The sequence below is a fragment of the Halomonas koreensis genome, assembly GCF_031451675.1.
GTDB lineage: Bacteria > Pseudomonadota > Gammaproteobacteria > Pseudomonadales > Halomonadaceae > Halomonas > Halomonas koreensis.
The window spans coordinates 170,351-191,433 of the sequence record NZ_JARWAK010000006.1; the positions used below are offsets into that span (position 1 = coordinate 170,351).

Sequence of the window (21,083 nt, forward strand, 5' to 3'; positions counted from 1 at the left end):
GACGCGTCCTTCCTGTAATGCGATGAGTCTGACAGTCGGGCAGCTTGCCCTGGGGCCGAACAGCCCATGTCAGACGGGCTAATTCTAACTATCGGCCGGGGACGCCCCGACTTTAGGCTCCACCGGCACTTCCTCGCGAGGCTCGCCCAGCCGCTGGCTCACCTCGCCCTCGAGCACCTCGCCGAGCGACTCTCCCGGCGGCTCGGCGACCTCGGTGAGCTGGACCCGGGTGGGACGAGTCTGCGCGTCCAGCCCCTGCACCCAGCCCAGCCGGCCGTCGGCGAAGCGCGCCAGCGAACCGATCGGATAGAGGCCGAAGCGCCGGATGTAGCGCTTCACCCAGCGCGCATCGAAGGCCTGGTCGCGATCCAGCAGGTAGCGATAGATGGCGCCCAGACGCCAGGCCGGCCGCTCCCCCAGGGGGCGGCGCAGGGTATCCACGGCATCCACCACCGCCGCGGCACGCTCCAGCTCGCCCAGCGACTCGCCCTGGCGCCCCTCGGGATAGCCGCTGCCGTCCAGGCGCTCGTTGATGCGGCGCACCACCGAGGCGAAGACCGCGGGCGACAGCCACTGGCAGTGCGTCATCCGCGCCTCCAGCAGCGCGATGTGCGAGGTCCCCTCGGCGCTGACCTCGTCACCCTGCCAGGCCTCGTCCGGCAGCAGCGCCTTACCCAGGTCATGCACCATGGCGCAGGCCACCAGGGCCTTGCGCAGCTCCCGCGGCACCGAGGCCTCGCCCACCAGGTCGAGCAGGTGGGCGGCCACCCCCAGACCATGGGCGACCAGCCAGGATTCGTCATGCAGGCAGGCGGTGGCGAACAGCAGCCCCTCGCGATCCTCCTCATGCAGGCCCAGCAGGCGATCGGCATGTCGCGACAACTGCACCGAGTCGACCTCGGCGCCGTCCTTGAGCTCCAGCAGCTGGGCGTCCAGATAACCGGCGATCCGCGACAGCCGTCGCGCCATGGGGGTCGGGTACGCCTTCATGTTGCGCCGCCCCACCTCGGGGGTCGGCTGGGCCGCGCCCTGGAAGAGCATCGAGGGCAACCGCGAGGCCTCGCCACCCTCGGCGTGCCGCGCGGCCTCCTGCTCGATCTCGCGGACGAAGTGCCACAGCCGACGCTCGTGCTCGGGGCCGTTGCCCTCGAAGCGGAAGCCGACCGCCACGGCCTGGCGCTCGGTATCGGCGCGCCGGTGGCGCGGCCGGCCGCGCACGGTGAAGCGCGTGCCGTCGGGGAAGCACAGCTCGATCTCCAGCGGCAGGGCCGCCTCGGCCAGCAGCGCGGTCGCCGCCAGCGGCAGCTCCAGGCGACAGCCCTCCAGCGACAGGTCCTTGAGGTCTCCCTGCACGCTCTTGCCGTCCGGCCCGCGCAGGATGGCGCCGACCTCCATGCCCAGGCGCAGCCGGGCGCGGAAGGTATCGCGGCGCTGCAGCACCTCGAGGAAGAAGGGATAGGGGCAGCGGCAGACCAGGCGGCCGTCGCGCTGCTCGCAAGCCTCCATGGCCAGCTCCGGGGTACGCACCATCTTGCCGTGCGCCTGGCCCAGGACGCGGAAGGCCTTGCCCCGCTGGAGTTCGCCGGCGACCTCGCGAATCGCGCTGACATCGAGGTCCAGCCCTTCGCCGGGGCGCTGCTCGGTGACCAGCACCGGCAGCGGCTCGCCGTGCTCGCCAAGCTGCAGGGACGCCCCGCTGGGGCCGATCAACGCCTCGATCAGCGCCTCGATCTCGACGGGGTTCTCGATGCGGGTGTAGCCGTCCTCTGCCATCCCTGTGCCTCTCGCTGGTGGTCCTCGATCGAACACACATCGGCCGGGAACGACGAGACTTGAGGCGGCGGGTTACTGCTTCTCGGCCAGCCCGCCGAGGGTCTGTTCCAGGTCGTCGAGCAGCCCGCGAGTCAGCCGCACGGAATCGCGCACCTCGGCGGCGGAATGCGAGGACTGCTCCGCCAGGCGCCGTACCTCCCCGGCCACCACGCCGAAGCCGCGCCCCGCCTCGCCGGCGCGGGCCGCCTCGATGGTGGCGTTCAGCGACAGCAGGTGGGTCTGGGTGGCGATGCCCTCGATGGTGTCGACCAGGGCGGCGATGCGCTCCCCGGCCTCGGCGACACCGCGCATGCTGGTCTCCATCGCCTGGCGAAGCGCCACGTCCCGGGTGACGTCGCGGAAGAAGGCCGTGTAGTGGGTCTCCTCGCCCAGCGCCACCTTGGAGAGGGTCACGCTGCCCCAGCGGGGCTCGCCGTCGCGGCGCGGAATCGGCACCTCGCGGGTGAAGCCGACGATGCGATTCTCTCCGCCGTTGCGGTTGGCATCGACATAGCCGTCGTGGTGGGGGCGGATCTCCGCCGGTACCAGCATCTTGACGTTCTCGCCGAGCACCTCCTCGCGGTCGAGGCCCCAGAGCCGCTCCGCGGCGGCGTTGAAGAAGGTGACGCGGTTGTGGTGATCGATGGTCACCACGGCATCCAGGGCCTGCTCCAGGGTCTGGTTGAGCCGCTCCCGGAGCTGGCGCTGGTAGGTAATGTCCTTGGCGAAGGCGGTGTAGCGGATCTCGCCGTCGAGCTCGATCTCGGACAGCGAGAGATTGACCCACAGCTCGCGGCCGTCGCGGCGCTGCATCCGGACATCCCGGCTGCTGCCGACGATGCGGTTCTCCCGGGTGCGACGCTGATGCCCGATGAAGTCGTCGTGCCGCTCGCGCAGCTCGCCGGGCACCAGCAGCTTGACGTTGCGGCCCAGCACCTCGTCGCGACGATAGCCCCAGAGCCGTTCCGCCGCCGGATTGAAGAAGGTGATGCGGTTGTCGGCGTCGATGCTGACCACGGCATCGAGCGCCTGCTCCAGGCTCTGCTCGAGCAGGACGCGCTCGGCACGCTCGTCCCCCACGTCACGCACCATCACCACACCGCCCCGCGCCATCGGCCGATGCTCCACCCGCGCCCAGAAGGCGCGGCCATGGCGATCCCAGAGGCAGGCCTCGTCACCGGTGGCTTTCCAGCAGGCGGCGGGCAGCAGGCGCTCGACGCCCTCGCCGAGCAGCTCCTCGGCGGCGTAGCCCCAGAGGCGTTCGGCGGCGGCATTGATGAAGTCGATGCGTCGCCGGTCGTCCAGGCCGATCAGCGCTACCGGCAGGGCCTGGAGTCGTTCCAGGAAGGCGGACTCGCGGGACGCCTCGGCGGCGGGGGCGGGCGCCAGGGCGAGCGACAGGCGTTGCAGCAGGGATGTCATGGCCGAGCCTCGAGTGGAAATGATGCCCGCAGCATAACGATACAAAAGCTGTACAGCAAATCCTTACATGTATCGCCATGTTCGCCACATCGCCGCCCGAGGGGTCGACTGAACGACCATCCCTGTACAACCCATGTACATCACGCCGGTTCGGCACCCTCCATCTCGGCGCCGCCCTCGAAGATCCGGTAGCAGTGCTTGCCCGCCTCCTTGGCGCGGTACATCGCCTGATCGGCACGGCGCAACAGCAGGTCGGCATCCAGGGCGTCCGTGGCCGCGTAATAGGTCACCCCCAGGCTCGCCGAGACCCGCAGGGAGACACCGTCGACGTCCACGCGCGCCGAGGTGACCGCCAGCAGGCGATCGAGCACCCGCCGGGCGTCGCCCGGCCCCTCCAGGCCGGTCAGCACGGCCACGAACTCGTCGCCCCCCAGGCGGGCCAGGGTGTCGCTGGCCCGCAGCTGCTCGCGCATGCGCTCGGCGAGCGCCACCAGCAGGCGGTCGCCGGCGTCGTGGCCATGGGTGTCGTTGATCGCCTTGAAGCCGTCCAGGTCGATGAACACCACCGCCAGTCGCCCGCCGCGGCGATCCACCCCGGCCATGGCCTGGCGCAGGCGGTCGGCCAGCAGCAGCCGGTTGGGCAGGCCGGTGAGGGCATCGTGCTGGGCGGCATGGGCCAGCTGGCGCTGATGCTCCTTGAGCCGGGTGATGTCCGACATCAGCCCGACATAGCGCTGCACCCGACCGGCCTCGTCGACGATGGCGCTGATGGTGAGCCGCTGGGGGTAGGCCTCGCCGTTGCGGCGCCGGTTCCATACCTCACCGTCCCAGTGCCCGTAGGCCTTCAGGCGCTGCCAGAGCTCGGCATAGAAGCCCGCGTCATGCCAGCCGGCGCTGAGCAGGCGGGCATTGCGCCCGATCACCTCGTCGCGATCATAGCCGGTGATCTGGCTGAAGGCGCCGTTGACCTCCAGGATGTCGCCGCTCGGCGAGGTGATCATCACGCCCTCGTGGGAGTGGGTGAAGACGCCGGCCAGCAGGCTCAGGCGCTCGCGCTGCTGGCCCAGCAGGCGATTGCGGCGGGCCAGCATCACCAGCAGCGTCGCCACCAGGGCCGCGGCGGCGCCCAGCCCCAGCAGGAAGCCATAGTAGCGCTCCCAGATATCGCGCCAGGTGAAGTCGGGGATGTTGTCGAAGGGTGGCAGGCGCAGCGTCCTGGCCAGCCGTTCCACGGGCAGGTAGTCCTGAGGCGGCGCGAAGCCAGCGATGCGGGCCGCTTGGGCGGCGGGATGGTCGGCCCCCAGGGTGAACAGCGCCACCGCCACCCGGCGCACCGTCTCGGGCGCGACCTGGGGCATGACCACGAAGGGCCATTCCGGATAGAGCCGGGTGGACACGGCGAAGGGAAAGCCCGCCAGCCGCTGAGCATTGACCACCTCGAGCCGCCCCGGCTCCAGGCGCCCGGCCTCGCGCAGGCGCTCCAGGATGCCGGTGCGGACGAAGCCGACCTCCGCCTCGCCGCGCAGCACCGCCTCGACCACGGCGTCGTGGCTGCCCACCACCCGCGCGTCGATGTCGCGGACCGGGTCGAGACCGGCCTGGCGCAGCTCGAAGGCATGGGTCTGGTAGCCGCCGAGGAAGCGGCGCCCGGGAATCGCCACCCGGCGCCCCTCGAGATCCGCCAGTTCGGCGATCGCCGCATCGCCGGCGGCCTTGATCACCACCCCGCCCAGGCTGCTCACGGCCTCGCCATGCTGGGTATTGATCAGCGTTGCCAGGGCGCCGGTCAGGCTGTTGCGGCTGCGCACCTGCAGGTAATGGCTGGGGTTGGTCATCAGCAGGTCGAGGCGGCGGTGGGCGATCGCCTCCTCGATCTCGTCCAGGCTCAACACCTCCAGCTCGACGCGGTGATCCGGCAGCTGCCGACCGAGATAGTCCGCCAGGGGGCGATAGCGCGCCTCCATCACGGCGGGCGGGCGATAGGCGAAGACGCCGAGCGTCAGCGTCGACTCCGCCGCGGCCATCGCGGGCCAACCAATCAGGAACGCCAACAGCAGGCCACGCCAGCGCTTCATGGCATCTCTCCCGGTTCGGGCAGATAGCGCGGCGTCGCCAGGGAGGCCAGGTCGTCGGGGACGGGCAGCAGGGCGTTGTCCACCATGACCCGGTTGAGCAGGGTCGCGGCGCGGCGCAGGTCACCGTCGACGCCGAAATAGTCGCGATTGCCCGCCCGACCGGGAAGCTCCAGGCCCGCATAGGAGGCGCGGACCTCCTCGTAGCCGAGCCCCCGCCAGGCCGCGATGCGGCGCATGGCGTCCTGGGGGCTGACGCGCAGGTGGTCGAGCCCGCGAAAGAAGGCCGCCACCAGGCCATGCAGCGCCTCGCCGCGCCAGCGCAGCCGATCCCGGCGCACCGCCAGGACATCGAGGATGACATCGGGGAACTGGCTGCTGTCGTAGAGGCGCACCGCCCCCTCGCGCAGCAGCCGCCGGGCCGCCGGCTCGTAGCTGATCGCCGCATCGATGCTGCCCGCGTGCCAGGCCGAGAGCTGCGCATCGGGGGGCATGTCCACCACCTCCAACCGGTCGCGGGTCAGGCCCGATGCCGCCAGCAGCTGCGACAGCACCAGGTTGCCCACCGCGGTGCGCTCCACGGCCAGGCGCCTCCCGGCCAGGTCGCTCAACGAGGCGATGTCCGGCCGGGCCAGCACCATGTCGGCGCCCACCGAATCGTTGCAGACGGCGATCACCGTCAGCGGGATGCCCTCGGCGCGCGCCTTGAGGGTCTCGTCCAGGGTCAGGGCGGCACCATCGAGCTCCCCCCGCAGCAGCCCCGCCAGGGAGTCACCGGCGTTAGCGCTCTCCCGGAGCCGCACCCCGTCCGGCAGCCAGCCGAAGGCCCGCGCCAGATACAGCGGCTCGTAGCCGGGCCAGGGGTGGAGGCCGATGGCGAGCGGCGCCTCCCGCCCGCAACCGCCCAGGGCCAGCGGTGCCAGAGCCAGCCCCGCCAAGGCGCCCAACGCCTCGCGGCGATGCAGCGGAACATACTCTGCATTGTCCCGGCGGGAAGGACGATCATGGCTGGGGAGACGAGGCGGCATAGGACGGCAGACAACGCTTGGAGGACGAGCGGGGCGACGGCGACATTGATTTAAGCATAACGAATATTGCGATGCGCCATAAGGTCGCACCCGCCTGACCTGGATCATGACAAGGCCGCCAAGCGGGCGCCGACACTCAGGCCGATAGCCGCCGAATCCCCAGGAAGCGCCCCTCCGGCGAGACATGCAGCCGGAAGACGCCATGCACCCCGTCCCGCCGGACCACCCGACGCAGCGCCTCGGCCGGGAAGGCCACGCTGCGCCCGTCCAGGCTAAGGGTATGCACCATGCCCGCCCGGCCCTCGTAATGGGCCAGGCAAGCCTCGGGCGAAAGTTCGATGATCACGTCGATGGTGGGCATTGGGCACCGCCTTTCGACTCATGGCCTTCTTATGCCCTGCAGTCGCAATCGGGTCATACGTCATGGCCTTAGGGAGGATTGCAAGTCGCCTTGCAGCCTTAAGCGACCCTATAGCCACAACTGCAAGTCGTCAGCATGGAAGCAAAAAGCATATAAGTTCGGCCATGGCCTAGGCCATTCGAACATAAGGCCAGCAGCGCTATACATCGAATACATTATATAAGCAATGCCTGCTAACGCGCCTATCCACCCAACTTTTATGAAGCACTTCCCGAGAAAAAGCTAGAAGACAGCTTGCTGTCGACAAAGCGTGACCTCAGCACCGTCTCTGCAAACTCTGGAGCATAGAAAGAAACCCTATCAACAACCTCGATCTCTTCATCCAGAAAGCTCAAACCTGAAGTGTCGCGCCCTCCTTTGTTAGGATTATGATGAAACGCCACCACTTCCGCATGCTTCTTCCTAGCGGCCTCTTCATCATCCACCTCCAGCCCAAACTTGGCTCCGATGCGAATCACATTCTCATAATCGTGAAAATCTTCGGCGGTGACCCAGCAATAGACACCACCCTCGCTGTCATAAATCGACTGGGCCTGCAGCTGCCGGTAAAAGGCGTCAAGAACGCCCCAAAAGCATAACTGGTAATCCGAAAGCGTCATTGGAGAAAAAACAGGAAGAGCACCAGGAAGAGTGGGGTCGGCCGAGTAGCGCTTACCGTTATCACTTCGCGCGGGAGTGCTTCCACGCTTGTAAAGGCTTTTGGCCGTCTCCCTGAAATCTCGATTCAGAAAGATAAGGCCAGGCATTACCCCCATCCTCAACAAGGGTATAAGAAAGCCTTTACCGAACACATTACTGGTTTCCACATAACTCGACTCTCGCGAAGCGTATATAGAATCGAGCTTCTTCTCCAAGAAGAGGAGCGCATGTCGAGGATCAAGCTTCACTGACTGAAAGACATCAGCATAATTTGGATGCGGCTCATGCTCCGATCTAACATCATTAAATATTTTAAATGTCTCGGTCAGCATAGTGGTACCTGTCCGCCCATGCGTAACCGTAAAAACAAGGTTCTTTTTTTCGTTATTCATAGCGGCTCTCCATCAATTCTCTTGACAGGCTTGGCCGGCCGCCCCGCCACGATGGTATCCGGAGGAACATCGCCAGTCACCAAACTCCCTGCGGCTATTACGGCGTTTTCACCGATCACAGCAGGGCCCAACACTGTCACACCGGAGCCTAACCACACCCCTCGCTTGACATGAATATCACGCCCCTCATTGGGTACAGCAAGCAGGCGCTCTCGCCCAGTCTTGGCATAGTCATGAGTTCCCGTGAGCAACATGCACCTATGCCCAAAGAAACATTCCTCTTCTACTGTCACGTGGCCAGAACGCGTATTCACAAGCAGGTCATTTACAGAAATAGTCGTCCTTTCAAGATGGACCCTGCTCTTATCTCCCCAGACCCTCACTTGCCGCAGCTCGGCATCAGCAATGTAAGGCATCATCAACTTAGCCAACACCGCGAGCTCTTTCTTTTTTGCCGTCTTCAAAAGAGACAAAAAATCGCTTTCTGCCTTTTCCGACTCCGAAGAAGAGCTCAAACTTTCTTCAGACTCCGGTTTTTTATTCATCAAAGGCACCATCACGGCCCTCCTTTAGTTCATCTCGGCGAGAAGCTTATCCACCTCATCCGCCACAACATCATTTGCGTCTTTTGACAGCGAGTCATGAGCACCCCTTTCTTTCTTTACAGGGCTCCTTTCCCGCACCATTTCAATATATTCCCTGGCCTTCTTCTCACTGCATGAGCGCAGGATCTCGTATGTGATGTCACGCACGCCGAAAAACTCATGCAGCATGAAAGCCAGCCTTTTCTTTTTATCGTCACTCAAGCCTGAAAGGTTTTCATTATTGGGTACAAACAAGGCATCGGCACTTATCAACTGACTGGGGTCAAGCGAGAACTCCCCCTCCTCGATATCGACCTCCTGATAATTAGCATTATGAAAGCGGTAAAATCGGAAGCCATTGCGATTAGCCCAGCTCGTCAGCGTCCCGATGTCGGCCTCCCCCCTGTAACGAGGGTTAAACCTAACCCTCACCCTAATTAAGAGAGCATAACTAAGAGAGGATTTACCATTCTCCATAATTGTCAGATTGTCGTGACAATCATCCAGTGACAACATATCCAGGCTCGGCAAACCCTGAATGCTGTCTAGACCGACACTTGGCACCTCAGCATCCGGACTCGCCGCTCCCCGTTGCTCTGAGATATCAAGTGTAGAAACACGAGCTCCACTTTCTTCTGTGTACAGGTCCCGTGGTCGACCATCTCCTAGCACTGCACCGCTAAAGCACTGAAACTCACCATAGTGAGCCAGATGGCCGGCCACCCCCAAAGCGCAGGATGGATCGAAGCTCAGCATGGCAATATCGCCGCGATGAAGCAGTCGCTGAGTGGAGGGGTGTTCCGCCCAGTCACCACCATTGTCGATAACAAGGACGGGGGAGGACAGCTCCCAGTCAAACGACTCTTCTTCACGCATCGTGGGGAATCGGAGCGGAAACTCTTCCCCTTCGAACATCGCTTTTCCATTCTTTTCGAAGGACAGAGGTGCCGGCTCTTTCCCTTCGCAATGACGCTGCCAAACTGCTCGCAACGCCGTGGTCAGATGCCGGGAAAAGCGCTCGCCATCACATACAGGCGACTCTTCCAGTACCGTCCGCAAGGCGGCACGAATGACTGCCAGGTTGGGCAGGTCGCCTACCAGCTCTTTTACCTTTTTACGGTAGTCTTCCCAGTTATCAGTGACTAGCTCCGGCAACCCCGCATTGGTGAGGTGCGTAGCACTGTGTCGTCCCGCAAAAGTCGGCCCCGTACGAGTGACCACCGGAACCCCCATGAGCAGCGCTTCACAGGTCGTCAAGCCTCCGGAGTATGGCCAGGTATCAAGGGCCACATCGATACGCTGATAAGTAGCAAGGAAGTCTCGATGATCCGAGGGCCCCTCAAGGAGCAGACGAGACGCCTCAACTCCGTATGAAGCCATAGTGGCGCGGATTTTTTCACAGAAAGCAGGAACATCGAACTGCTTGCCCCGCAACAACAGTTTGCTCTCGGGAACTTCTTGCATCAGTAAAGCCCAAGCCTCGAGAAGCTCCTGGCTCAGCTTGGCGGGATTATTGAGGCAACCGAAAGTCACATAGCCATTCTTGATAGCCGGCAACGACGTCTGCTCTGGCGCATACTTTGGCACCTGATAGCAGATATAATCATCCGGGAGACGTATCAATGACTCGACGTATCGATCATCGATCCCTTCTGGCGTCTCCACGTGATCACTGATCAAGTAATCGAAGCACTCTAGGCCTGTGGTATTGGAAAGCGATCCTACCCACTTCACCAACAAGGGAGCAGGCTCTTGGACGAGAGCCTTATAGCGACTCCCTTCACCTATCCCGTTCATGTCAACGAGGATATCCACCTCGTCTTCTCGAATTTTTTCTGCCAACTGATCATTATTAAGATGACCAATAGGGAACCAAGCGTCGAAGCGTCGCTTAAAGCGGGCCGTCAAGTGGTCCTCAAGTTGATTGGTAGAATAGCCCACCAACTCGAAGAGCCGGGTGTCCAGCGATTCGATGGCAGGAAGGATCATCTGTCCGACGGGGTGAGTGCGGAACCCTCCGGACAACAGCCCAACACGCAGCCGCTTGTCAGGCTCGCGAGAAGTCTCAGCACGCTCTATCCGCTTATCGGGGCGCAATGCCTGACCGCGCTCGACTAGATACTGGAATAGATCATCCGCGCTATAGCGAGGATTGTAATGTCTTGCTCCCAAAAGGTTGGAGACTGGCTGATCCGCCTCCGGACGGACTTCCTGAGCGATGGAGTAATGGTATTCTGCCTTGTCATACTCCGTTTGATACAGATATAGGCTTGCCAAGTTATTATTAGCGCCGAAGTCTCTCGGGTTATTCTTCAAGACTTCCTGTAACGCCTCTTGAGCCTCCCCTTCACGACGAAGAGATGTCAGCTGCAAGGCTCGCCACTTGAGGACTTCCGGCTCGCCAGGAGCATAATGCAAGCATCTGTCACAAAGCTCTAGAGCCTCCACAAAACGCCCCATGGCATAAAACGCCCTCGAGAGCAGGAAGTTCGTCGTCATGTTGTCAGGATTGCGCTCCTTACCTTCCCTCAGGTATCGACTCGCTGTACGAGCCTCGCCCTGATCCAGGAGCACCTCTGCTATCTGATTGATGCTTTCGATATCCTCAGGCTGAAGCGACAGCGCGTGCTCCAAGGCGCGCTTCGCCCCTGACAGGTCTCCGAGGCGATGTCGCGCTTGAGCTTCCCAGGCGTGCGCCTCGGCACTCGTGCAGCCGCCTTCGATCAGTTGCCTCGCTTTCTCTAGAACACGCTCATGGCGCCCCGTGGAGCGATCATTTCGCAACCGATGACGGAACGAGATGCCAATGACGTGTTCGGCTTGCGTTGTTTGGCCTCCGGACCTGCTATCTGCCATGTTAGAGCTCCTACGATTGGCAACCTGACTTCGTCAAAGCCTACCAGCTGTTCTTGTTCGGCAAGGCAGCGAAATCCTGTTGGCTGATGGGTCTATTTCTCGCCATGACGCAAAAAGGCCCCCTGAAAGGGGGCCCCATGCCTCTCGCAGCCGTGCTGCGCTAGCGACGCTAACCTTAGCCCAGCAGGGAGAGGGCGGATTGCGGCAGCTGGTTGGCCTGCGCCAGCACGGAGGTACCGGCCTGCTGCAGGATCTGGTTGCGGGTCATGTTGGAGACTTCCACCGCGTAGTCTGCGTCCTCGATGCGTGAACGAGCAGCGGAGAGGTTGGTGGACGTGGTGCTGAGGTTGCTGACGATCGAGTCGAAGCGGTTCAGGGTGGCACCCAGGGTGCTGCGCTCGGTGTCGATGGTGTTCAGGGCGCTGTCGACGGCGTCGATGGCAGCCTGAGCGCTGGAAGCCGAGCTTACATCGAGATCGCCAGAAGTCACACCCAGAGTCGTGGTGGTCGCGTCGACGGTATCGACATCGATGCTGTCGTTCGCAGTGGTGTTGGCCCCAACCTGAATCTGGAGGGTAGAAGCACCATTGAGCAGGTTTGTGCCGTTGAAGGTAGAGCCACCGGCCACCCGGCTGATCTCGGCGACACGCTCGTCGATCTCGGTCTGGATGGAGGCGCGGTCGTCGGCGCTGTTGGTGTCACTCGCCGCCTGCACGGCCAGCTCGCGGATGCGCTGCAGGTTGTCGTTGATCTGGTTGAGGCCGCCTTCCATGGTCTGGACGAGGGAGATACCGTCGTTGGCGTTACGGCTGGCCTGGCCCATGCCGGTGATCTGAGCGCTCATGCGGTTGGCGATGGCCTGGCCGGCGGCATCGTCCTTGGCGCTGTTGATACGCAGACCAGAAGACAGACGCTCCATGGAAGTCTGGAGGTTGCTCTTCGCCTCGTTGAGGTTGTTCTGACCAATCAGGGCAGTGATGTTCGTGTTGATAACGGACATGGTGATTTCCTTCCAAGCTGTGAGGGCTCCATTGGCCGCCCCGAGCCATGCATCGGTGGGGCCTGCCACAACGGCGCCGTTGGCCGTTACCCTGTCTAACGGCAACCCTCGACAAGACTTTAGGGAAGCATGAAAAATTTTCTGACCTCCCCGCTGCGGGCATTCACCGAGTCCCCGGCGGAGCGGTCAAGTCGCTGATGGCACGGCCGATATCGGCTTCGTCCTCCCTCTCATCCACCGGAACTCCGAGGCCACGGTGACAGCCCAGCAGGAACGCATCTCGACCCACACTCTGGTTCACGATCTTATCCCCAAGCTCAAGGCCACCGAACGCCTTGTGGATGGCACGCTACGGGGCCGGGTCGAGCGCAGCGAGGATCCCCGAGAGACGGCGCGACTGGAGGAGCTCAAGGCCGAGTTCGAACTCGAGATCGCAATGATCCGCATGAACCTCGAGCATCTGCTGCGGCGTTACGACCGGCAACTGGAAGACGCCGGCCGGGACGGACAGGCCGATAGCGCCATGCTGACGCTCGATGCCCACGAGGCGGTCGCCATCGAGAGCGCCAGGGCCCTGTATCGGCGCGCCCGGGAGCTGGCACGCTAGGTGTGCCCGCGGGCCGTTCGCGGAAGGCCCCAGCCGGCTAACCGGGGGGCTTAGAATACTGGCTGACATGGGGCCGGTGCCCGTTGCATGGATGGAGCAGAGGCTTGCCTCTTCCGAACTCTCGCAGGGCCACGCATAGGCCCACTCGCGCAGGACGGTTCGACTGAACCGCTCAGCCTCACCATTGGCCCGGGGCATGTCAGGCTGGGGGCGCTCGTGCTTCAGCCTCAGTCGCCAGCATCGACGACGGACCGCCTTGGATCGGAAGCAGGCGCCGTTGTCGTCCAAGCACCCGCGTGAAGCGCCCCCAGCCCTCGGCACCTCCCGCAGGGCATAGTACGCACTCCAGCCGGTTTCATCAGGTTAGTCTGTGCCGTCGGCCACCCGCGAGTGATCGTCGATGACGATGTGAACATAGTCCCAGCCAGCACCAGGCGTGTTCCGTTGGCGATCGTCGGTAAACCGATGCCCGGACGCTGGAAGCGGCCGAGCTGCTTGATGCCCAGGTGCAGGAGCTCCTCCGGCGCGTCATGTTCGAGCGCCCAGACCGGAACCAGGCCGACCTGCGCCTCGGGCAGCGATCAACCGACAGCTAGGCTACTACCTGGCGGAAATCTCATTTGACGTCGTCCGGTTCAGCATGGGACCGTGGGTTTTAGTTGGTTAGCAAGTCGTATATGTCAGTTGTACTCGAATGATTCGGCAGCTTGGTTATATCCCCTTGTTTTACCTGCTTCATCTGGGGTAGTACCCGGCAATATTACGAAAGGCGCTTCGCGCTAAGGAATTCGATCATGGCAACTGGCACAGTCAAGTGGTTCAACGACGCTAAAGGTTTTGGCTTCATTGCTCCCGCCGATGGTGGTGACGATGTGTTCGCCCATTTCTCGGCGATTCAAGCTGACGGCTTCAAGTCCCTGCAGGAGGGCCAGCAGGTCTCGTTTGACGTGACTCAGGGTCAGAAAGGCCTTCAGGCCTCAAACATCCAGGTTCTCTAACCTTCGGTTAGGCACCATTGTAGAGCACCAAGGCCCGCTTCGGCGGGCCTTGGTGTTTCTGCGTGCCCGCCTCTCCAATCGGTCAGAATCATCAACAACCATTGGGGAAGCGAGCCGAGTGACGGCACTGTCGCCGAGAACACGGGGGCCTGGGGACGGCTGGCAGGCCCGCCACGGCCAGGCCGACCTCCGGGCGACCGCCAACGACCTCTCGCTGCCCCCACGATGACAGCGACTCACGACGCGCCGAGATGCTGCTGTTAAGCGGCCCCATTTACTGGGCCACCTGACGACGAGACGGGCCCTACCGAGAGATCACCGCCAGGCCGAAAGTGCCTCTCGGCTGCCGGGCCCGCGGCACCTCGCCGCGGGCCCGGCGATTCAGGCGGGTGCCGTGTCGCGGGACGGCAGGGCGGGGCGCGCCGGCGGGGCCGCGGCGTCGCGTCCCTTCAGGGTGAAGCCGCCGACGATGGCGGCCAGCCGGTCGGACTGCTCCTTGAGCTGCTCGGCGGCGGTGGTGGACTCCTCCACCAGGGCGGCGTTCTGCTGGGTCATGCGGTCGAGCTCGCTGACTGCCACGTTGACCTGGCCGATGCCCTCGCTCTGCTCGCCGGTGGCGGCGGTGATCTCGCCCAGCACGTCGGCCATGCGGGTCACGCTCGCCACCAGCTCCTCCATGGTCTCGCCGGCCGAGCGGACCTGTCGCTCGCCCTCCTCGGTGCGTTCGGCGGAGGTGTCGATCAGCCCCTTGATCTGCTTGGCCGCCTCGGCGCTACGGCTGGCCAGCTGGCGCACCTCGCCGGCCACCACCGCGAAGCCGCGACCCTGCTCGCCGGCCCGGGCCGCCTCCACCGAGGCGTTGAGCGCCAGCAGGTTGGTCTGGAAGGCGATGCCGTCCATCATGGTCACGATCTCGCTGATCTGCCGCGAGGAATCGCTGATGCCCTGCATGGTGTCCACCACCTGGCCCATGGCCTCGCCGCCGCGCCGCGCCACCTCGCTGGCCGACTCGGCCAGGCCGTTGGCCTGCCGGGAGGACTCGGCGGTGTGCTCCACGGTGCTGGTGATCTCCTCCATGGAGGCCGAGGTCTGCTGCAGGCTGGAGGCCGCGTTCTCGGTGCGCCGGGAGAGGTCCTGGCCGCCCTGGGCGATCTCGGTGGCCGCCACGCGGACCGACTCGCTGCTGTCGCGCACGTCGACCAGGACGTCGTTGACCTTGTCGGCGAAGGCGTTGAACTGGGTGGCCAGCTGCGCGGTCTCGTCGCGCCCGCGCACCGGCAGGCGGCGGGTCAGGTCGCCGTCGCCGGAGGCGATGTCGCGCATGCGCCCGGCCAGCTGGCGCAGCGGCCGGGCGATGCTGCCACCCACCAGCCAGCTGGCGACCAGCCCCAGCCCAGCCACCAACAGCCCCACCAGGGTCATGCCCCAGAGATCCGCCCGGCGCTGGTCGGCCAGTTGGGCCTCGAGATCGTGGAGCCCGGCCAGCACGGCGCTTTCCGGCAGGCGCACGGCCAGCACCCAGCGCGAGCGGGTCTCGCCGATGGTGAAGGGACGATACAGCTCGAAGCGTCCGGCGGCCTCGTCGAAGCGGTAGACGGTCTCGCCGTCGCGGGCGCTGGCCAGCGGCTGCTGCATGGCCGCCCCCAGGGTCTCGCTGGCGGCCTGGCCCAGGGCACCCGCCTCGGCGGTGGAGGCCGCCACCACGCCGCGCCCCGCGACCAGCGCCATCTCGCCGACACCCTCGTAGAGCCCGCGGTTGGCCTCGGCGAGCATGCCCTGGAGGAAGTCCACATCCAGGTCGACCCCGGCGATGCCGCGGAAGGCGCCGTCGACCAGGATGGGCACGTTGAAGGAGGTGACCAGCTTGCGCTCGCCGTCGTAGTCGTAATAGTGCGGATCGATGATGCAGGTGCGCCGGGTCTCCCGGGGGCAGAGGTAGTACTCGCCCTCACGGATGCCCTGGGCGTTGCGCGTCTCGCTCTCCATGCCGCTGCCCAGCGGCAGCACCTCCAGGTCGCCCTCGGCGGTGCGGTACCACCAGGGCATGAAGCGCCCGCTGCCGTCGTAGCCGTCGCCGCGGCGTCCGGCATGCAGGGCGTCGGGACCGAAGGCGTCGGGCTCCCAGCCGATGAAGGCGTCGAGCAGGTCGGGATTCTCGGCCACCGCATCGCGCGCCAGATTGGACAGCTCCCGGCGGCTGAGCGCCAGGCGCTCGCGCCCCTCGGCGTCGCGCTCGCCCATCAGCGCATTGGTGGCGGCCAGGCCCCGGGCCACCCCCAGGGCGCTCTCCAGTTGGCGGCGGATCGCCTGGGTGCGCGCCTCGGCCAGGGCCTTGAGGCGCTGCTCGGCGTTGGCCTCGATCAGCTCGCCGGCACGCTCGGCCACCAGGGCCTGGGAGCGGGAACCGGCCAGGGTCGCGTAGCCGACCAGCGCGGCCACCAGCACCAGGATGCAGAGCCCCACCACCAGGGCGACATGGCTGCGCAGCGACTTAAACCGCATGGTCGACCTCCCGCGCCGCGCCGACGGGTCGCCGGTAAGGCCCGGCGGGGCCACCAGGGGCGGCGGTCGACGCCGCCCGGGTCGAAGATGACAGGATCATGGAATGTCTCGTGCTCAGGGGATGAGGCCAGGGCTATCGGCACGAGACGCGCGGACTTGAAGCGCCGCGGGGGCGACACCCGGCCGGATGTCGCCGGGCGATCAGCGCAGGTCGCTCACCGCCTCCTGGATGTCGGCCAGGCTCGCCTTGGTGAGGTCCTTGGAGAGGGTGTGGATGACGCGCTTGGCGGTGGGCGGATCCAGCTTGTCGCGCAGCTGGCCCAGGAAGCGCGGCGGCGCCACCAGGATCAGCTTGTCGAGGGTGTTCTCGACCCGGGCCCGGTAGAGGCGGTCGGCGACCTCCCGGGCGAAGAGGTGCTCGTGGTGCTCGGAGGCCGCGCTCTCACCCCCGGCGGAACGGGCCGTGGTCGCCGTCGACTCGTGAACGTCACCCTCGCGGTCGGTCACCAGGTCGCCTTCGTGCAGCCGGCCCTCGGCGTGCACCAGGCTGTCCTTCTCTTCGAGCTTGAGGGCGTCGCGGGTGAAGATCCGCGCCCTGGCGGCGTCGGCCACCACGATATAGGTCGTCATAGTCGCTCCTTGCAGGTGCCGGGCGGGGGAGCGGCCCCCCGCTCACCTTCTCAGCATTGGCAAGGCGCCCGCCAGCGTCAACTGGCGACACTAGGAGCCTGTCAGGCTTAACGCTGATCTACTGCGAATCCCGGGCTTTCGGCCAACTTCATTCGATTGATCTCGCTAAATAGCGCGCTATTCGCCTCAATCTATCGATGAATTTGACTCGCAATCCGTGATTCTCGTGACGATTGGTCAAACCCGACAGGCTCCTAGGCGTCGGCCTCCGCGGACACTGCCGTCGCCGCGGCGGCTGGGGTAGGATGCCCGCTCGCCGGCACGCCCCTCTCGCCGATTCCGGAGGATTCTTCCATGCGGTCTTTTCTGCTACCCCGCCATCCCCTGCCACGCCGCACCCTGCTCGTCTGTCACGCCGTCATCCAGCTCGGCCTGCTGGGCGGCGGCGCCAGCTGGCTGGCGCCGCGCACCCCCTGGCTGTCCGACACCGGCTGGTCAAACGCCTGGCCGGCGCTGGCCCTGGGCGCCGGCCTGACGCTGCTGGCCATGGTCGGCGCCCGGCTGCTGGCCGAGTTGTGGCTGCTGCCCCATCACCTGGCCGCCCAGCGCACCGGCTTCGCCGCCGGCGCGGTGGTGACCCGCTCGGTGGAACGGCGCCCCGCGGTCCACGACCGGCAGCGGGCGCGGGTCGCCGGCGGCCGCGAGGTGGACGCCGAGGACGCGGTGATCGGGCCGGCCAGGGTGGCCCCCCAGGCGCCGCCCCGCCGCCAGGACGAGCCCAGCCTGGACCTGGCCGGCGGCCACTCGGAGCCGGCGCCCGCCAACGAGCCGCGGCTGTGACATCGTCCGCGCCCTGAACGACGAACCCCGGCCTCGGCCGGGGCTCGTGTCGTGCCGCTTGGCGAGGGCGCGCTCACGCCTCGAGCAGTCGCCGCATGAAAGGCGGCAACGCCAGGGCCCCGCGATGCGCCTCGGCGGTGTAGTAGTCGAGCGGCAGCTCGGCGGCGGCCGCCGCCGACTCGCGGAAGGCGGTGACGTCCCGGCCCTTGCCGGCCAGGGTCACGCTCCACCAGCCGGAGGGATAGACCGGCTGGGGGAAGGGCAGGGTGGCCACGCTGTCGAAGCCGGCCTCGAGCATGTCGCGGCGCAGCTCGCGGATGATCGAGCCGCTGTGGTAGAGCGGCGACTCGCTCTGCTGCACCATCACCCCGCCGGGCGCCAGGATGCGATGGCAGCGGCGCAGGAAGTCGGTCTTGAACAGCCCCTCGGCGGGCCCCACCGGGTCGGTGGAATCGATGATCAGCACGTCGACGCTGTCGTCGGCGGCCTCGTCGACCCACTTCACGCCATCGGCGAACCGGAGCTCGGCACGGGGATCGTCGTTGGAGGCGGTGAGCGCCGGGAAGAAGCGCTCGGCGGCCCGGGTCACTTCCTCGTCGATATCGATCTGGGTGACCTTCTCCACGCCGGGGTGGCGCAGCACCTCGCGCAGGGTACCGCAGTCGCCGCCGCCGATGATCACCACCCGCCTGGGGTCGGCGTGGGTGAACAGCGCCGGGTGGGCGATCATCTCGTGGTAGAGGAAGTTGTCGCGCTCGGTGAGCATCACGCAGCCGTCGAGCACCATCAGGTTGCCGAAGGTCTCGGTGGCGTACACCTCCAGGTGCTGATACGGGGTCTGCACCTCGTGCAGCTTGTCGGTGACCTTGAGCGAGAAGGCACTGCCGTGGCCGTCGAAGACTTCGGTGAACCAGCCGGAATCGAGAGAGGCGCTCATCGGGAACCCTCGGGAAAGGTGGGGGGAGAAACCGTGTCCGCCGGCGGGCGGCGGCCGGCAAGATAGCCTAAGGACGCGCGCGAAGAAAGCCCCGGCGCAGGCCGGAAAGCGCCAGCACCGCCGCGGCGGCCCCCAGGCCGTTGGCCAGGATGTCGGCGGGGTCGCCGCCGAGCCGCCCCGGCACCGCCAGCTGGGCCAGCTCGATGGCCACGCCGTACAGCGCGGCGGCGGCGAAGGCCCGCGACAGGCGCACGCCGGCCAGGCCCGTGAGGCCGGCGATGCCGGCATAGCCGAGGAAGTGGCTGGCCTTGTCCCAAGGCAACGACCGGGGCAGCGCCTCGGCCGGCGACAGGCTGCCCCAGGCGACCGCCAGCGCCGCCGCCACGGCCAGCGTCGCCCACAGGCGCCGCCGATCGTGCCAACGGCGCAGCCAACCCGGCTCAGCCATGGGCGATGTTGCGATGATAGGCCGGGCTCAGCTCGTGCAGGGCGTCCATGAAGGCGGTGACATGGGCCGGATCGGTGAACTGGCTGATGCCGTGACCCAGGTTGAAGACATGGCCGGGCCCCTCGCCGAAGCTGTCGAGGATGCGCGCCACCTCGGCGCGGATCGCCGAGGGCCGGGCGAACAGCACGTTGGGATCCAGGTTGCCCTGCAGGGCGACGCGATGGCCGACCCGCTCCCGGGCCACGGACAGCTCGGTGCTCCAGTCCAGGCCCAGGGCGTCGGCGCCGGTGGCCGACAGGTCCTCGAGCCACTGGCCGCCGTTCTTGGTGAACAGGATCACCGGCACCTTGCGCCCCTCGTGCTCGCGGATCAGCCCGGCGACGATCTGTTCCATGTAGCGCAGCGAGAACTCCAGGTAGGCCGGCGTCGAGAGCGCCCCGCCCCAGGTGTCGAAGATCTGCACCACCTGGGCCCCGGCGCGGATCTGGGCGTTGAGGTAGTCAGTCACCGCATGGGCCAGGGTGTCGAGCAGCCGGTGCATGGTGTCCGGGGTGTCGTAGAGCATGGCCTTGACGTGGCGGAAGTCCTTGCTCGAGGCGCCCTCGACCATGTAGGTAGCCAGCGTCCAGGGGCTGCCGGAGAAGCCGATCAGCGGCACCCGCCCGTTCAGCTCGCGGCGGATGGTCGAGACGGCGTTCATCACGTAGTCCAGGTCGCGCTCGGCGTCGGGCACCGTCAGGGCCTCCACCGCCTCGGGCGTGCGCACCGGCTTGCGGAACTTGGGCCCCTCGCCGGTCTCGAAGTACAGCCCCAGCCCCATGGCGTCGGGGATGGTGAGGATGTCCGAGAACAGGATGGCGGCGTCCAGCGGATAGCGCTCCAGCGGCTGTAGGGTGACCTCGCAGGCGCGGTCCCGGTCGCGGCACAGGTCCATGAAGCTGCCGGCCTGGGCGCGCACCTCGCGGTACTCCGGCAGATACCGGCCGGCCTGGCGCATCATCCACACCGGGGTGCGGTCCACGGGCTGGCGCGCCAGGGCGCGCAGAAGGCGATCGTTCTTGAGTTCCATGCGGGCGCTCGTCCACGGAAAATGTGGGCGCCATTGTAACGCATCGGCACCGCACGGGCTGCTCGTGAGCCGGTGATCGCTTCCTGATAGAATGCGAGGATCCCCATCGGCCACGCCATGGTCATGCATCGAGGTACACCGTGACGATTCGCTACATCGCCGCCTCCCGGCTGCCCACCCCCTGGGCCACCTTCACCATGCACGGCTTCGAGGACGAGGCCACCGGCAAGGACCATGTCGCCCTGACCCTGGGCGAGGTCGGCGATGGCGCCCCGGTGCTGGGCCGCGTGCACTCCGAGTGCCTGACCGGCGATGCCCTGTTCTCGATGCGCTGCGACTGCGGCTACCAGCTCCAGGAGGCGCTCAAGCGCATCGCCGAGGAGGGCCGCGGCGTGCTGCTCTACCTGCGCCAGGAGGGCCGCGGCATCGGCCTGCTCAACAAGATCCGCGCCTATCACCTGCAGGACCAGGGCGCCGACACCGTGGAGGCCAACGAGCAGCTCGGCTTCGCCGCCGACCTGCGCCGCTACGACCTCTGCCTGCCGATGCTCGAGCACCTGGGCATCGGCGCGCTCAGGCTGATGACCAACAACCCGCGCAAGGTCGACGCCCTGACCCGGGCCGGCGTCGAGGTCAGCGAGCGGGTCGGCCTGACCACCGGGCTCAACCCCCACAACGAGCACTACCTCTCCACCAAGGCCGGCAAGCTCGGCCACATGATGGCGCTGGGCGACTTCACCCAGGCCGACGACGTGGATATCGAGCGCAAGCCCTGACGGCGGGCCGGAACCTCCCCTTCGGCGCCGGCGTCGAAGCGCAAAGGGAG

The 21,083-nt window shown here is 65.9% G+C and carries 18 protein-coding genes; 4 read left to right on the top strand and 14 right to left on the bottom strand.

Annotated features, from left to right (window positions below):
- Window positions 1-84: 84 nt before the first annotated feature.
- From QC818_RS09005 to QC818_RS09045, 9 genes are all read right to left on the bottom strand, one after another.
- Window positions 85-1,773: a PilZ domain-containing protein gene (locus tag QC818_RS09005; RefSeq protein ID WP_309652516.1), complete on the bottom strand. Its 1,689-nt coding sequence runs from the start codon at window positions 1,771-1,773 to the stop codon at window positions 85-87.
- A 72-nt stretch (window positions 1,774-1,845) separates the two neighbouring features.
- Entirely contained in the window at window positions 1,846-3,234 is a 1,389-nt protein-coding gene (locus tag QC818_RS09010) for a PAS domain S-box protein (protein ID WP_309652517.1), read from the bottom strand.
- Between the two features lie 140 nt (window positions 3,235-3,374).
- On the bottom strand, window positions 3,375-5,309 hold the full coding sequence (locus QC818_RS09015) for a PhnD/SsuA/transferrin family substrate-binding protein (RefSeq protein ID WP_309652518.1): 1,935 nt from the start codon (window positions 5,307-5,309) through the stop codon (window positions 3,375-3,377).
- Window positions 5,306-6,244, bottom strand: a complete 939-nt coding sequence (locus QC818_RS09020) for an ABC transporter substrate-binding protein (protein WP_309652519.1) — start codon at window positions 6,242-6,244, stop codon at window positions 5,306-5,308. The genes QC818_RS09015 and QC818_RS09020 overlap by 4 nt, the downstream gene beginning before the upstream one ends.
- A 226-nt stretch (window positions 6,245-6,470) precedes the next feature.
- A complete protein-coding gene (locus tag QC818_RS09025) occupies window positions 6,471-6,695 on the bottom strand; it encodes a DUF2835 domain-containing protein (RefSeq protein ID WP_309652520.1) in 225 nt (74 codons plus the stop codon).
- A gap of 257 nt (window positions 6,696-6,952) precedes the next feature.
- Window positions 6,953-7,786 carry a hypothetical protein gene (locus QC818_RS09030; RefSeq protein WP_309652521.1) on the bottom strand — a complete coding sequence of 278 codons (834 nt, stop codon included), beginning with the start codon at window positions 7,784-7,786 and terminating at the stop codon, window positions 6,953-6,955.
- Complete coding sequence (locus QC818_RS09035; RefSeq protein ID WP_309652522.1) at window positions 7,783-8,343, bottom strand: acyltransferase; 561 nt, start codon at window positions 8,341-8,343, stop codon at window positions 7,783-7,785. Before QC818_RS09035 ends, QC818_RS09030 begins: the two co-directional genes overlap by 4 nt.
- Window positions 8,344-8,355: 12 nt before the next feature.
- Window positions 8,356-11,226: an O-linked N-acetylglucosamine transferase, SPINDLY family protein gene (locus QC818_RS09040; RefSeq protein WP_309652523.1), complete on the bottom strand. Its 2,871-nt coding sequence runs from the start codon at window positions 11,224-11,226 to the stop codon at window positions 8,356-8,358.
- A gap of 175 nt (window positions 11,227-11,401) precedes the next feature.
- Window positions 11,402-12,226, bottom strand: coding sequence for a flagellin N-terminal helical domain-containing protein (locus tag QC818_RS09045; protein WP_309652524.1), 825 nt, complete (start codon window positions 12,224-12,226; stop codon window positions 11,402-11,404).
- A 256-nt stretch (window positions 12,227-12,482) separates the two neighbouring features.
- Between QC818_RS09045 and QC818_RS09050 the strand changes: the two genes are divergently transcribed.
- Window positions 12,483-12,833 (top strand): hypothetical protein, encoded by a 351-nt coding sequence (locus QC818_RS09050; protein ID WP_309652525.1) that lies wholly within the window; start codon window positions 12,483-12,485, stop codon window positions 12,831-12,833.
- 794 nt (window positions 12,834-13,627) lie between these two features.
- On the top strand, window positions 13,628-13,831 hold the full coding sequence (gene cspE / locus QC818_RS09055) for a transcription antiterminator/RNA stability regulator CspE (protein ID WP_309652526.1): 204 nt from the start codon (window positions 13,628-13,630) through the stop codon (window positions 13,829-13,831).
- Between the two features lie 381 nt (window positions 13,832-14,212).
- Here the strand turns inward: cspE and QC818_RS09060 are convergent, their stop codons facing one another.
- Window positions 14,213-16,333, bottom strand: a complete 2,121-nt coding sequence (locus QC818_RS09060) for a methyl-accepting chemotaxis protein (protein ID WP_309652527.1) — start codon at window positions 16,331-16,333, stop codon at window positions 14,213-14,215.
- 201 nt (window positions 16,334-16,534) lie between these two features.
- Window positions 16,535-16,963 carry a host attachment protein gene (locus QC818_RS09065; protein WP_309652528.1) on the bottom strand — a complete coding sequence of 143 codons (429 nt, stop codon included), beginning with the start codon at window positions 16,961-16,963 and terminating at the stop codon, window positions 16,535-16,537.
- Window positions 16,964-17,317: 354 nt separating this feature from the next.
- Here QC818_RS09065 and QC818_RS09070 point away from each other — a divergent pair, with 354 nt between their 5' ends.
- Window positions 17,318-17,803, top strand: a complete 486-nt coding sequence (locus tag QC818_RS09070; protein ID WP_309652529.1) for a hypothetical protein — start codon at window positions 17,318-17,320, stop codon at window positions 17,801-17,803.
- Between the two features lie 73 nt (window positions 17,804-17,876).
- Here QC818_RS09070 and speE read toward each other — a convergent pair whose 3' ends face one another.
- The 3 genes from speE to hemE form a co-directional block, all read right to left on the bottom strand.
- Window positions 17,877-18,740: a polyamine aminopropyltransferase gene (speE, locus tag QC818_RS09075; protein ID WP_309652530.1), complete on the bottom strand. Its 864-nt coding sequence runs from the start codon at window positions 18,738-18,740 to the stop codon at window positions 17,877-17,879.
- A gap of 67 nt (window positions 18,741-18,807) precedes the next feature.
- On the bottom strand, window positions 18,808-19,188 hold the full coding sequence (locus QC818_RS09080; RefSeq protein ID WP_309652531.1) for a VanZ family protein: 381 nt from the start codon (window positions 19,186-19,188) through the stop codon (window positions 18,808-18,810).
- The gene (gene hemE / locus QC818_RS09085; protein ID WP_309652532.1) at window positions 19,181-20,257 is read right to left on the bottom strand and encodes a uroporphyrinogen decarboxylase; all 1,077 of its coding nucleotides are present in this window, start codon (window positions 20,255-20,257) and stop codon (window positions 19,181-19,183) included. Before hemE ends, QC818_RS09080 begins: the two co-directional genes overlap by 8 nt.
- Before the next feature lie 140 nt (window positions 20,258-20,397).
- Here hemE and ribA point away from each other — a divergent pair, with 140 nt between their 5' ends.
- On the top strand, window positions 20,398-21,033 hold the full coding sequence (gene ribA / locus QC818_RS09090; protein WP_309652533.1) for a GTP cyclohydrolase II: 636 nt from the start codon (window positions 20,398-20,400) through the stop codon (window positions 21,031-21,033).
- The last annotated feature ends 50 nt before the right edge of the window (window positions 21,034-21,083 follow it).

What these genes read in the sequence shown, in the direction of transcription:
- QC818_RS09005 (WP_309652516.1), bottom strand. Translation starts at nt 1,773, where the DNA reads ATGGCAGAGGACGGCTACACCCGCATCGAGAACCCCGTCGAGATCGAG.
- QC818_RS09010 (WP_309652517.1), bottom strand. Translation starts at nt 3,234, where the DNA reads ATGACATCCCTGCTGCAACGCCTGTCGCTCGCCCTGGCGCCCGCCCCC.
- QC818_RS09015 (WP_309652518.1), bottom strand. Translation starts at nt 5,309, where the DNA reads ATGAAGCGCTGGCGTGGCCTGCTGTTGGCGTTCCTGATTGGTTGGCCC.
- QC818_RS09025 (WP_309652520.1), bottom strand. Translation starts at nt 6,695, where the DNA reads ATGCCCACCATCGACGTGATCATCGAACTTTCGCCCGAGGCTTGCCTG.
- QC818_RS09030 (WP_309652521.1), bottom strand. Translation starts at nt 7,786, where the DNA reads ATGAATAACGAAAAAAAGAACCTTGTTTTTACGGTTACGCATGGGCGG.
- QC818_RS09035 (WP_309652522.1), bottom strand. Translation starts at nt 8,343, where the DNA reads ATGGTGCCTTTGATGAATAAAAAACCGGAGTCTGAAGAAAGTTTGAGC.
- QC818_RS09040 (WP_309652523.1), bottom strand. Translation starts at nt 11,226, where the DNA reads ATGGCAGATAGCAGGTCCGGAGGCCAAACAACGCAAGCCGAACACGTC.
- QC818_RS09045 (WP_309652524.1), bottom strand. Translation starts at nt 12,226, where the DNA reads ATGTCCGTTATCAACACGAACATCACTGCCCTGATTGGTCAGAACAAC.
- cspE (WP_309652526.1), top strand. Translation starts at nt 13,628, where the DNA reads ATGGCAACTGGCACAGTCAAGTGGTTCAACGACGCTAAAGGTTTTGGC.
- QC818_RS09060 (WP_309652527.1), bottom strand. Translation starts at nt 16,333, where the DNA reads ATGCGGTTTAAGTCGCTGCGCAGCCATGTCGCCCTGGTGGTGGGGCTC.
- QC818_RS09065 (WP_309652528.1), bottom strand. Translation starts at nt 16,963, where the DNA reads ATGACGACCTATATCGTGGTGGCCGACGCCGCCAGGGCGCGGATCTTC.
- QC818_RS09070 (WP_309652529.1), top strand. Translation starts at nt 17,318, where the DNA reads ATGCGGTCTTTTCTGCTACCCCGCCATCCCCTGCCACGCCGCACCCTG.
- speE (WP_309652530.1), bottom strand. Translation starts at nt 18,740, where the DNA reads ATGAGCGCCTCTCTCGATTCCGGCTGGTTCACCGAAGTCTTCGACGGC.
- QC818_RS09080 (WP_309652531.1), bottom strand. Translation starts at nt 19,188, where the DNA reads ATGGCTGAGCCGGGTTGGCTGCGCCGTTGGCACGATCGGCGGCGCCTG.
- hemE (WP_309652532.1), bottom strand. Translation starts at nt 20,257, where the DNA reads ATGGAACTCAAGAACGATCGCCTTCTGCGCGCCCTGGCGCGCCAGCCC.